The organism is Streptomyces sp. NPDC002573 (genome assembly GCF_042889625.1).
GTDB lineage: Bacteria > Actinomycetota > Actinomycetes > Streptomycetales > Streptomycetaceae > Streptomyces > Streptomyces gibsoniae.
Map to the genome: position 1 here is coordinate 19381 of NZ_JBIARC010000001.1, position 11833 is coordinate 31213.

General features: G+C 69.4%; 8 protein-coding genes and 1 pseudogene. 1 reads left to right on the forward strand and 8 read right to left on the reverse strand.

Annotation, left to right across the window (positions count from 1 at the left end; translation table 11 throughout):
• Positions 1 to 218 precede the first annotated feature (218 nt).
• Positions 219 to 1010 carry a DUF6445 family protein gene (locus ACFYX0_RS00095; protein WP_388964631.1) on the reverse strand — a complete coding sequence of 264 codons (792 nt, stop codon included), beginning with the start codon at positions 1008 to 1010 and terminating at the stop codon, positions 219 to 221.
• 189 nt (positions 1011 to 1199) lie between these two features.
• On the opposite strand from ACFYX0_RS00095, the pseudogene ACFYX0_RS00100 reads away from it, so the two are divergent.
• A pseudogene (locus ACFYX0_RS00100) lies at positions 1200 to 1652 on the forward strand (transposase); the annotation flags it as partial.
• On the opposite strand, the gene ACFYX0_RS00105 reads toward ACFYX0_RS00100, so the two are convergent.
• From ACFYX0_RS00105 to mca, 7 genes are all read right to left on the reverse strand, one after another.
• Positions 1649 to 4003, reverse strand: coding sequence for a galactose oxidase-like domain-containing protein (locus tag ACFYX0_RS00105; protein WP_388965289.1), 2355 nt, complete (start codon positions 4001 to 4003; stop codon positions 1649 to 1651). The pseudogene ACFYX0_RS00100 and the gene ACFYX0_RS00105 overlap by 4 nt on opposite strands.
• A gap of 77 nt (positions 4004 to 4080) precedes the next feature.
• Positions 4081 to 5325, reverse strand: coding sequence for a glycosyltransferase (locus ACFYX0_RS00110; RefSeq protein WP_388964634.1), 1245 nt, complete (start codon positions 5323 to 5325; stop codon positions 4081 to 4083).
• On the reverse strand, positions 5322 to 6965 hold the full coding sequence (locus tag ACFYX0_RS00115; RefSeq protein ID WP_388964637.1) for an ArnT family glycosyltransferase: 1644 nt from the start codon (positions 6963 to 6965) through the stop codon (positions 5322 to 5324). The genes ACFYX0_RS00110 and ACFYX0_RS00115 overlap by 4 nt, the downstream gene beginning before the upstream one ends.
• Complete coding sequence (locus tag ACFYX0_RS00120) at positions 6962 to 8239, reverse strand: glycosyltransferase (protein ID WP_388964640.1); 1278 nt, start codon at positions 8237 to 8239, stop codon at positions 6962 to 6964. Before ACFYX0_RS00120 ends, ACFYX0_RS00115 begins: the two co-directional genes overlap by 4 nt.
• 207 nt (positions 8240 to 8446) lie before the next feature.
• The gene (locus ACFYX0_RS00125; protein ID WP_388964643.1) at positions 8447 to 10474 is read right to left on the reverse strand and encodes a thioredoxin domain-containing protein; all 2028 of its coding nucleotides are present in this window, start codon (positions 10472 to 10474) and stop codon (positions 8447 to 8449) included.
• A 156-nt stretch (positions 10475 to 10630) separates the two neighbouring features.
• Positions 10631 to 10894 carry a hypothetical protein gene (locus tag ACFYX0_RS00130; protein ID WP_311698486.1) on the reverse strand — a complete coding sequence of 88 codons (264 nt, stop codon included), beginning with the start codon at positions 10892 to 10894 and terminating at the stop codon, positions 10631 to 10633.
• A 12-nt stretch (positions 10895 to 10906) separates the two neighbouring features.
• Positions 10907 to 11758, reverse strand: coding sequence for a mycothiol conjugate amidase Mca (gene mca, locus ACFYX0_RS00135; protein WP_388965292.1), 852 nt, complete (start codon positions 11756 to 11758; stop codon positions 10907 to 10909).
• Positions 11759 to 11833: the final 75 nt, after the last annotated feature.

Sequence of the window (11833 nt, forward strand, 5' to 3'; positions counted from 1 at the left end):
CGTCCCTGCGGGGGACGGAAGCGGTTGGACGATCGAAGGGGCCTCAACGGGATCGCGATCCGGAGTGACTGCGGCGGGCGCAGGCGCGTACAACGGCACGAGCAGGACCTCTTGATGCGGCTGGGCGTAGACACCCCCGCTGTTGTCAGTCCTGCTCGTGCGGGTCATTTCGCGCGCTCCTGCCCCACCGCCCAATCGCTCAGTTCACTGACAGGCACTCAGACGTCGATGTCGAAGAAGAAGAGCTGTACCAGACGGTGGGTGCCGTGCTCGTCGGCGAAGTGCTCGTAGGAGGTGGCCGAGTGGATGAGCTTCGCGTCCCAGATCACCAGCCGGTTGTACTGGCCGGAGATCGACTCGACCAGCTCCCAGTTGTCCTCGTGCACGAAGTTGTACGGGGCGTAGACCGCGGAGTTCGCGGCTTCCACGGCCTCCGGGCTGCCCAGGCGGGCCCGCTCCTTCGGATGGCTGGGGGCGCGCCGGCAGCCGTGGGCCCGGTCGCGCCAGAAGCTGGTGCCTGCATCGGCAGGCGGGTTCGGATTCAGGTAGATCGCGGCGGCGTAGCTCTGCGAGTCGTGGTGCCAGACCAGCGGATCGTCGTGCGCCGTCTGCTGGAAGACACCGTTGGCGTTGTGGCCGAGCCACTCCGTGACCGGGGTGCCCAGCAGCCGCGAGAACTCCTCGCGCAGACCGGGCCAGAGGTACTGGTGGTCGCTGCGCAGCCCTTTGAAGTGCTCCGGATTGGTGTGGTACCCCGCGCTCAGCGCGATCTCGCGCACCTCATCCGGGTCGTCGAGGAAGTCGTCCACGGAGAGCAGATGCGGCACACTCGGGGTGAACAGCCTCTTGGCGGCCGGTCGACGTCGCGCGTTCTCGAGGGAGTGGCGAGGGACCACGATCGACAGGCGCGCGGGACCGCTGGAGATCAGGTAGCCGTTGTCACCACGGTCCTCCAGCACCACGGCGGTTTCACCGCCGAAATTGACCTGCTCCCCCGGATGAAATGGCATGGACAGACTTCTTTCGCCGCGCACTGACTGACGCCCGGAGAATATCAACCAAACTCCCACAATTGGGGAATTCCGCCACGCAGTTACCTATATCGGCGCAGTCGTCGAGCTTCGGCCGTCGGCGGTACGGACCGGGAGAGCGAGAAGCCCACGGCGCCTGAGCTGGTCAAGGCCGTGGACTTCCGCCTGACCACCTTGTTCGCGGCGTTCGACGTCGCCACCGGCGGGGTGATCAGTGCCCTGCACCGCCGGCATCGGGCAGCGGAGTTCAAGAGGTTCCTGACCAGGATCGACAAGGAAGTTCCCGCACATCTGCAGATCCATCTGATCTGCGACAACTACGGCACCCACAAGACACCCGCCATCAGGACATGGCCGGCCAGACACCCCCGGTTCCACATGCGCTTCACCCCGACCGGCTCCTCCTGGACCAACCGGGTCGAGCGGTGGTTCGGCATCCTGGCCGAGCAGAAGATCCGCCGCGGCGCGCACAAGAACGTCCAGCCCCTCGAAGCCGACATCCGTGCGTGGGTCAAGAACTGGAACGAAGACCCCAGGCCGTTCATCTGGACCAAGTCAGCCGAAGAGATGCTCGACTCCCTAGCTCACTTCTGCCGACGGATCTCTGGCGCAGGACACTAGCGGCCGTTATTCACCTCGCCTTTCCCGCAGGCCACCCCGTCCCTGTCCGGGTCGAGGCCGAGGGGGTCGTCCTTGCCGTTGACCTCGAGACGGCCGTAGTCGTTGCGTGCGAGCCAGGCGCAGCGCGCGGCCGTCGTCCGCTTCACCCCGGGCGGAAACACGGTGGGCACGCACACATTGGCCGAGCCGTAGTGCCGGTCGCAGCCGGAGATCGTCGGACTGACCTTCTGCGACGTGCGCTTCGGGCCGGCGCCGGTGGTCCTGCCCGCCGGGGCGTCGGCGAAGGAGTGGACATGGGCCGAGGGAGTGTCCGCGCTCAGGGCCGCCGGGCCCTGCAGATGGACCCACCGGGCCACCGAAGGGACGCCGTTCGCGTCGACCGCGAAGAGCATGTACCAGCCGGGCGGCGCCAGATCGGGGTTGCTCGTCACGTTCAGGTCGACGTTGTCGCCGTCCACCGACAGCGGCAGGTCCACGAACCGCTGGTTGGGGTCGGAGGAGTGGGTGACCGCCGCAGGGCGGATCAGTTCCGCCTTCGCGACGGGCCGGTCGACCGTGATGCGCTGTGTGGTGCCGTAGGTCCACTCGTTGTCGATCACCGAGGTGATCGTCGGGCGGGTGCCCTTGAACAGATACGGCGGCGAGTAGATCGACACGTTGTGGTTCCAGGTGCCGTTGCCCGGGTTGTCTCCGGTCGCCATCACCCGGCCGTCCGGCAGCAGGAAGGCCGAGGAGTGGTAGCCACGGGCCTCGGGGTCGGCGGCCACCGGGTCGAAGGCGGAGGTGTCCGGGTCGAAGAGCGAGGATTCGTACACCGGGTTCGCGCGGTTGTGCAGGGCGCCGCCCGTCTCCAGCACCTTGCCGTCCGGCAGCAGGACCGCCGAGACGTACATCTTGCCCTGGTTGCCGGTCTCGGCGACCGGACCGTTGCCGAGGTCGACCGTGCCCTGCGGGATCGGCGGCCCGGCGACGTACTGCGGGCTCGCCTGCTTGAGGTCGATGATGTCCGTCAGCCGGTTCGCGTCCGGGTTGGAGTCGATGTTGCCGCCACCGATGGTCAGCACCTTCTGGTCCTGGGCCGGAGGCAGCAGCACGCTCGCCGACTGGTCGCGCTCGTCCTTGTTCTGGAGCCCCGGGATCTGCGTGATCGTGTTGGCACCGTAGTCGTAGATCGCCGATCCCGTACCCGGGATGTTGTTGCCGAAGACATGGCTGCCCGAGTAGAAGAGCCGGCCGTCCTGCATCAGGATCATCGACGGGTACAGGCCCCAGTACGACCAGGTCTGGTTGACCTTCCACAGCGGCAGCCACTGCTGGTCCTTGTCCGACCAGTACTCCGTCGTCACCGAGCCGGTGGAGTCCTCGCGCAGCCCGCCGAAGGAGATGACGTCACCGTTGCCGAGTTCGGTCGCCGACGGGTACCAGTGGCCGTCGTTGAGATCGTTCGTCTTCGTGTACGTCTCCGTCGCCGGATCGAAGATGTACGAGTCCTTGAACCCCTCGTAGCCGTGTCCGCCCACGACGGGGTACGCCTTGTTGCCGCTCAGCACGAGCACCCGCCCGTCCTGGAGTTGTACGTGCCCCGCGCAGAACATGTCCTTCGGAGTGGGGATCACCTTGTACGAGCCGTTCGCGGGGTCGTAGACCGCGCTGGTGAACGTGCCCGCGTCGAAGTTCTCCTCGCTGTTGCCGGAACCCGCGATCAGCAGCACCTTGCCGTTGTCGAGGACGACGGAGTGCATGGAGCGGACGGGGTTCTGCGTGGGCAGCACCGACCAACTGCCGTCGGCGCACTGGGCCGTGGTGCCCGTGCACCGCGGGGGCGGCAGCGGATCGGCGACCTGGTCCATCGTGTAGTCGTCGGTGGTCACGGATCCCGTGCCGTACACCGAGACACCCCAGGTGATCATGTCGGTCCCGGTCGGCACCTCGGGTGTGCGGACGCCCGCCTGGGCCCAGTCCGGACTCATGTCCAGCGTCTTGAGGTCGGTCCAGTACTGCCAGCCAGCCGTCGTGTCGTGCCGGAACAGGGTGACCGAGGTGTCGGGGGTGGTCGACTTGTACCAGAGCGAGAGGTCGTACTGCTTGCCCGGCGTGACCACGGGCGCGCAGCTCGCCGACTCGGTGATCAGTGCCTTGCGGTCGCCGTCGACGCGGCGGGTCAGCTCGACCTTCATGGCCTGGCTGCCCGTGTGGGCGTCGGCGGTGGTGGTGAAGGTGAAGTCGTTGTCGCCCCAGCCGGACTTCTCCCAGCAGTACGGCATCCCGTCGGTGCCTGCGGTCTCGAAGCCGGGGTTCTTGACGAGGTTGGCGGCGGACGCGGGCTGCGGCGAGGTGAGCAGCAGCCCCATGGTCAGGCCGGAGACGGCCAGCAGCGCGGTGCCGCGACCGCGCAGCACGCGCAGGGTGCGGAGTCTTCGTACGGTCGTCACGCGGTTCTCCTCGCTGTGCGGCTCCCGGTCCCGGCGGGGTTCGGCTCGTCGGCGCCCCGGGCGCCCCGGCCTGCGGCGCCCCTGCTCCGGCGCGGCAGATAGACCAGCGCCTCGGTCCCCACGAAGCGCAGCAGGAACGTCATCACCAGCGCCAGCGCGGTGGCCGGCAGCGCCCCCACCCCGAACTCGCGCACGAGCAACGCGATCAGCGGGATGCGCAGCACCAGATCGGCGTTGGCGAGCAGCGCGAACCGGCCCATCCGGTCCCACCAGTGGCGGTGGCGGCGGCGCTCGCGGAACAGCAGATGCTCCAGAAGCAGGAAGTTCCAGGCCACACCGAGCTGGTTGGCGAGGATCTCCGCCGGCACGTAGTGCACACCGAGCCGGGTGAGCGCCCACAGGCCCACCAGGTTCGGTACGAAACCGGAGGCGCCGATCAGTCCGAAGGCGACCATGCGCGCGAGCGGCGAGGCGGTGCGCAGCCCGGCCAGATGGCGCAGGAAGCGCATGCCCTCCGCCGCGGTCGACTTGGACTCGCCCGCGAACCGGTCCTGGAAGACGAACGGCACCTCGGTGACCGTGCGCGGCCTGCCGCGCACGGCCAGCTCCAGCAGGATCTTGTAGCCGAGGGGCTGGAGGACCTCCGCGGCGACCGCGCTGCGGCGGACGGCGAAGAAACCGCTCATCGGGTCGCTGATACCGCGCAGACTGCGCGGGAACAGCGACTTGGTGAGCCAGGTCGCGGCGCGGGAGACGGCGATGCGGTAGCCGCCCGCGAGCCCGGCTCGGCTGCCGCCCTTCATATAGCGGGAGGCGACGACGAGTTGGGCGCCCGCCCGCTCCCCGGTGCCGACCAGTTCCGGCACCAGGGACGGCGGATGCTGCAGATCGCCGTCCATGACGACGATCCAGTCGGAGCCGGCCGCCCGGATGCCCTCCACCACGGCCCCGCCGAGCCCGCCGGCCGGTTCGTCCCGGTGCAGCACGGTGACCGGGAACGGGCAGTCCTGCGCGGCCCGGAAGATCACGTCGGGGGTGTCGTCGGTGGAGTCGTCGACGAAGACGACCTCGCAGGGCAGCCTGGCCGGCACCGACTCGGTGATCCGGTGCAGCAGTTCACGGATGTTGGCCGACTCGTTGAAGGTCGGTACGACGATGGTGACGGCGCCCGGCTCGGGCACCTCCGCCGCGCGGACGACCGGATCGTCCCGCTCGCCGGGGACGGTGGACTCTTGGCTCATCGCTCGCCTCCCGCGGCCCGGCCCACCTTGCGGATCTCGATCCGGTCGGGTCCGGTGCCGAAGGTGGCGACCGGCGTGGAGTGCTCGATCGCGGCCATCACGCCCGGCAGGTCGACCGCGTCGCGCCGGACCGTCGGGGAGGCGACCACATAGTCCAGGTCGCGCCAGCCGTGCGGCATGGTTCTGGTCACCGCGGGGTCCAGGTCGGCTTTGTAGAACCAGATGACGCCGAGTCCCGGCCGGTACCCGGCGTGCACGAGGTCCAGCCAGAGCGCGTCGTCGACGAGCACCCGGGTGTCCTTCGGGTCCGTCACCTCGTGGGTGAGCCAGTGCGAGGCCCCCCGGTAGGGGGCGTTGGCGTCGGCGGTCACGGCGGTGCGGTCCCCGTCGTACCAGCGGGGCACCACATACGCCCCGGCGGCGGCCACGAGCAGCGCCGCCACGGCGTACCGCACCCAGGTGACGTAGGAGCGCTCGCTCCCGCCGCGTCGCCGCCGCAGCACCGCGTGGGCGACGCTCGCGGCGGCGCCCGCCAGGACCAGGGCGAGGAACGGCAGGGCCTGGATGACGTACATCGCGGGCAGATAGCCGTTCGGCCGCATCGCGACCAGGGTGAGGATCGCGACGGCGAGCGCGGGTCCGGCCAGCGCCCGTGCGGTGACCGACCAGCGCCAGGTGAGCAGGAGCAGCAGCGCTCCGGCCAGACCGCCGAGCGGCAGCACCCGGTCGTAGTACAGCCAGGAGTGCAGCACACCGTACGAGCCGGAGCCCGCATCGAGGATGAATCCGGAACCGGGGCGGCTCATCTGGTAGGTGATGCCGTCCCACAGGGAGACATGGCCGGATCCCGGCAGCAACTCGCCCTTGAGCAGGGCGAAGAGCGGATACGCCAGCCCGATCAGGACGCACGCCGTGACGGCTCCGGTGAGCGCGAACTTCCGGGTGTCACGGTGGCTGTGCCGCCACATGGTCAGGAAGACGGCGGGCAGGACGACGAGCATCGTCTCCTTGGTGAGGACACCGGCCGCGGCGGCGAGTCCCGCGCCGAAGTGGTGCCAGAGGTGACGGCTCGGGGACGCGGCGAGGGTGAACGCGAGGAGCGTCCACATCACCGCGATGTTGTCGAGGAAGATCTCCCGCTGGAGCACCACCGACAGCGGCGACAGCCCGAACAGGACCATGGCGAGCCCCGCGGCCCAGGCCGGCAGCCGCAGCCGCCGGGCGAGGACGTATACGAGGACCGCGCTGACCCCGCTCACCACCAGCATCGCCGGCCGCATGGCGCCGACCGTCATCAGCGAGGGGTCGATACGGGCGGGGAGCCAGGTCAGCAGGGCGATCTGGATCCAGCCGAGCGGCGGGTGGTCGTACCAGTAGGTGTAGTGGGCGAGCCCGTGGCCGTTCTGCACGGCCCATGCCTGGGCGAGATAGGTGCCCTCGTCGTCGCTGAGGGTGGGGTAGTCGGCGATGTTCCAGCCCTGCACGGTGAGGATCGCCGTGAGGAGCAGCCCGCACAGCACCAGATCCGGGCGGGAGCTGCGGAAACGGAACGCGGGACGGGGGCCGGGAGCGGATTCGGGGACACGGATGTCCTGCGCGGGGACCTCGGTGCCGGTCACCGCGGGAAGAGTGGAGGTCACGCGGGAACGTCCTCTCGCGACTCGCGGACCGGGCCGGCCGCGGTCAGATGCGCGCCGACATGGCTGGTCAGCTCCCAGTCGTTGCGGCCGCGCTGCTCGCGCCAGACGGCACGGAGGGCGGCGCCGGCCAGGAGCACCTGGTAGAAGGGACCGCCCACGATGAGCTTGACGTAGTGGACGAAGCGGACACGCAGCCCGTACTGCGTGCCGAAGTCGTGCAGCCCGACGACCTCGAAGACGAAGGTCACCGCGGCGGTGACCAGCGGCAGGAAGGTGAGGAAGGCGACCCCGACCGGGACGTCGAGGAAGAGCGCGATCGCGGCGTTGAGCGGGATGACGACACCGGAGAAGGCCTGTAGGAACGGCGTCATCAGGGTGTAGCGGGCGAGCATCCGCCGGCCGAGGCCGGGCAGCTGCTTCCAGTCCTTCTTGCGGTAGACCTGTAAGAAGCCCTGGTTCCAGCGGGTGCGCTGCTTGAGCAGCGACATCAGCGAGCCGGGGGTCTCCTCCCGGGTCACCATGTCGGAGTCGTAGGCGACGACGACCTTCTTGCCGACGCTGGACAGCCGCACCCCGAGGTCGCAGTCCTCCGCCAGACAGTCGGGATCCCATCCCCCGGCCTCCCGCAGCACGTCCGTCCGTACGAAGACGGTGTTGCCGCCGAGCGGGATGAACCCCTTCTGCGCGTGCAGATGCAGCCGGGAGCGGAACCAGAAGAAGTACTCCAGGCAGTTGCGCAGGCTGTACCAGCTGGAGTGGAAGTTGATGAGCTGCACCCCGCCCTGCACGACGTCCGCGCCCGTGGTGCGGAACGCGTGGTCGACATGGGCGAGCAGCTCCGGATGCACCTGGTCCTCGGCGTCGAAGACCCCGACGACATCGCCGCGGCAGTGCGGCAGCGCCGTGTTCATGGCCTTCGGCTTGTTCTTCTTCTCGTGGTGGTCGACGACGACACGGACGCGCCCGTCGCGGGCCGCGGCCCTGCGGGCGACCTCGGTGGTCTCCGGGTCGTCGTGCCCCACGATCACGATGATCTCGAAGTCGGCGTGACCGGACTCCAGCAATCGCTGGATGGTGTGGTCCAGCACGGCCTGTTCATGTCTCGCGGGCAGCAGCAGCGAGAACGACAGATGCTCGGCGCCCTCCGGACTGCCGAACCGGGTGGAGGCCAGCACTTCGGGCGTACGCCACGCGTGCATCTGCCACCACAGGGTGAAGGCCGCCATCCAGAACAGTGCCAGTGAGACGGCAGCGATGAAGACAGACGTCAGCAAGGAAAGATCCCCCCAGATCCCCAGAACCCCCCTGTCGCGACAGCGCGTCACTCCTGTCGCTCAACCGTGGAGAGACTAGGCGGGGACTGTGAAGTCCGGCGACTCTTCCGATAAACAGCTTGTTTCGGAACGGTCCCCTCCTACAGGGACCTACCCGAACACCCACCCAATTCCGACGTCTTGAACGATCCGCTCCGCAAGAGCGTCTCAGCCGCTCAGCGCCCTGCGCAGCAGCTCGGGATCCGTGGTCGGTGCATCACAGGTGAAGTTGCGGCATACATACGCGGTGGGTTTCCCACCGACCAGCACCCGGTCGACGAGAAGCGGGAACTCCTCACCCCCCGGAGTGCCCACGGCCACCACCGCGCCCGCGGCGGTGCCCAGGAGCGCCGTGCGGTGCAGGGCCCTGGTCCCCGGGTCGTCGAGGGCCGGACCGGCGATCGCGACCTCGCGCGGTCCGTCGAGCAGCGCCTCCGCGACGGCGAGCCCCCAGCCGACGAACCGCGGCACCCGCGGACCGAGCGCCCTGACCACACCCAACGCCCGCTCCGCCGCGAGGCGATGGGGTTCGGAGCCGGTCTGGGCGGCGTACGACAGCAGGGCGCCGGCGGCGGCGGTCCAGCCGGACGGGGCGGCGTTGTCGGTGGGGTCCTGGGGGCGGCGGATCAGCTTCTCGGCGTCGGCGGCGGTGTCGTAGAGCGCCCCGCTCCCATCGGTGAACTGCGTCAGCACCTGGCCGAGCAGCAGTCCGGCGAACTCCAGCCAGACGCCCTCGCCGGTGACGGAGGCCAGCGCGAGGAAGCCCTCGGCGACATCGGCGTAGTCCTCCAGCACACCCGCATTGGCCCCCGCCCGGCCGTCCTTCGACGTACGGGCGAGCCGGGCGTGCTCGTCCATGTGCAGCCGTACCAGAAGGTCGGCCGCGCCGATCGCGGCGTCCACCAGGTCCGGGCGATCGAAGTACGCGCCGGTCTCCGCGAGGGCGGCCACGGCCAGCCCGTTCCAGGCGGCGACCACCTTGTCGTCGTGGCCCGGGGCCGGCCGCCCGGCCCGCGCCTCGAACAGGCGGCGTCTGATCGACTCGACCCTCTCCGCGTCGAACACGCCCTCGCTCTGCGGCAGTTGGAGCACCGAGGCGCCCTCCTCGAAGGTGCCCTCCTCCGTCACACCGAAGTACTGGGCCGCGAGTTCGGCGTCGTCCTGGCCGAGGACCTCGGCGAGCTGCGCGGGCGTCCACACATAGAAGGCGCCCTCCACGTGACGACCGCTTCCGTCGTCGCTGTCGGCGTCGAGCGCGGAGGCGAACCCGCCCTCCGCGGTGCGCAGCTCGCGCACCAGGAAGTCGGCGGTCTCCAGGGCGACCCGGCGGGCGAGATCGGATCCGGTGGCACGCCACAGGTGCGCGTACACCCGGCACAGCAGGGCGTTGTCGTAGAGCATCTTCTCGAAGTGCGGCACGACCCAGTCACGGTCCACGGAGTAGCGGGCGAAGCCGCCGCCGAGCTGGTCGTAGATGCCGCCGCGCGCCATGCGCTCACAGGTGTCCTGGGCCATCTGGAGGGCGCCCTCGGAGCCGGTGCGGGCATGGTGGCGCAGCAGGAACTCCAGGACCATGGACGGCGGGAACTTGGGGGCGCCGCCGAAGCCGCCGCGCTGCGGGTCGTACTCCCGGGTGAGGCCCAGCAGGGCCTGGGTCTGCTCCTCCTGGCCGGGCGCCTCGGTGTCGCCGTACGCGAACTCCCGCCCGGCGAGGTCCCGCACGATCTTCCCGGCGACCTCGGCCACCTCCTCCCGGCGGTCGTCCCACGCCTGCCGGACGCCCTGGAGGACCTGCCGGAAGGAGGGCATGCCGTGCCGGGGGGCGGGCGGGAAGTACGTGCCGAAGTAGAACGGCTCGGCGTCCGGGGTGAGGAAGACCGTCATGGGCCAGCCGCCCTGGCCGGTGGCCGCCTGGACGGCCTCCATGTAGACGGCGTCGACGTCGGGGCGCTCCTCGCGGTCGACCTTGACGCTGACGAAGTGCTCGTTGAGGTAGTCGGCGGTCTCCGCGTCCTCGAAGGACTCGTGCGCCATGACATGGCACCAGTGGCAGCTGCTGTAGCCGACGCTCAGCAGGACGGGCACATTGCGCTTGCGCGCCTCGTGGAAGGCCTCGTCCGACCAGGGCCACCAGTCGACGGGGTTGTCTGCGTGCTGGAGCAGGTACGGGGACGTCTCATGGGCCAGTCGGTTCACTCCCCCACTCTCCCACGAGGCCCGGCGGCGCGGAGAGACGCCGAGCGAACGGGCGCGCCCCGGCATGCCGAAGGGGCCCGGCGGTGCCGACGGCACTAGGTTTGACGACAGGGCCTAGAACCGTTCACGGCACCGCGGGCCGGGGAGGGACGCGGATCAGCCCTGCTGGGTCTTGGGCGCGCCCTTGACCACGCCCTGGCCCCTCGTCGCGGCGCCCTCGCCGGAGGCGTCGTCCGCCTCCTTGAAGTCGACCTTGCCCATGTGCTTGCTCATGGACTTCATCAGACCCCACACGGCCAGCGCCATCGCCGCGAAGACGATGAAGCCGAGGACGCCGGGGGTGACCTTGTTCTGGTCCACCTCGGCGAGGGGCACCAGATGCGTCACTGCCAGGCTCACGCTTGCGCTCATGACAGGCATTGTCCCTCAGGGCTACCGGACGCCCGCAAAGAGGTCGTCCTCCGGGAGGGAGGTGTCCACGAGCGACTTCGCCAGCTCGTACTCCTCCGTCGGCCAGACCTCCTTCTGCAGCTCCATCGGGACGCGGAACCAGCCGCCGTCCGGGTCGATCTGCGTGGCATGCGCGATCAGCGCCTTGTCACGGATCTCGAAGAAGTCGGCGCAGGGGATGTGGGTGGTCAGGGTGCGCTCGGCGCGCTGGATCTCGTCCCACCGCTTCAGCCAGTCCCCGTAGGGCGACTCCAGGCCGCGGTCCAGCATCGCGTGGTGCAGCGCCTCGGTGCGCGGACGGTTGAAGCCCTGGTTGTAGTAGAGCTTCAGCGGCAGCCACGCCTGGCCGAACTCCGCCTCCGGGTACTTCTCGGTGTCCGCCGCGCCCTCGAACGCCACCATCGAGATCTTGTGGGTCATGATGTGGTCGGGGTGGGGATAACCACCGTTCTCGTCGTAGGTGGTGATCACCTGCGGACGGAACGCGCGGATCTTGCGGACCAGCTCACCGGCCGCCTTGTCGACGTCCTCCAGGGCGAAGCAGCCCTCGGGCAGCGGGGGCAGCGGGTCGCCCTCCGGCAGGCCGGAGTCGACGAAACCGAGCCACTCCTGCTTGACGCCGAGGATCTCCCGGGCCTCGTCCATCTCCTTCTTCCGCACCTCGTGGATGTGCTCCTCGATGTACGTGTCGCCCTGGAGCTTCGGGTTGAGGATGGAGCCGCGTTCCCCGCCCGTGCAGGTCACCACCAGCACGTCCACCCCCTCGGACACGTACTTCGCCATGGTGGCCGCGCCCTTGCTCGACTCGTCGTCGGGGTGGGCGTGGACGGCCATCAGTCGCAGTTCGTCAGTCAAGACTCGATCCTCAGTAAGTCGGCAAGTCGGCGCCCGTGTGAATCGGCGCTTTGG

Coding starts and splice junctions, on each gene's coding strand:
- ACFYX0_RS00110 (WP_388964634.1), bottom strand. CDS start 5,325: ATGAGCCAAGAGTCCACCGTCCCCGGCGAGCGGGACGATCCGGTCGTC.
- ACFYX0_RS00130 (WP_311698486.1), bottom strand. CDS start 10,894: ATGCCTGTCATGAGCGCAAGCGTGAGCCTGGCAGTGACGCATCTGGTG.
- ACFYX0_RS00095 (WP_388964631.1), bottom strand. CDS start 1,010: ATGCCATTTCATCCGGGGGAGCAGGTCAATTTCGGCGGTGAAACCGCC.
- ACFYX0_RS00105 (WP_388965289.1), bottom strand. CDS start 4,003: ATGGGGCTGCTGCTCACCTCGCCGCAGCCCGCGTCCGCCGCCAACCTC.
- mca (WP_388965292.1), bottom strand. CDS start 11,758: ATGGCCGTCCACGCCCACCCCGACGACGAGTCGAGCAAGGGCGCGGCC.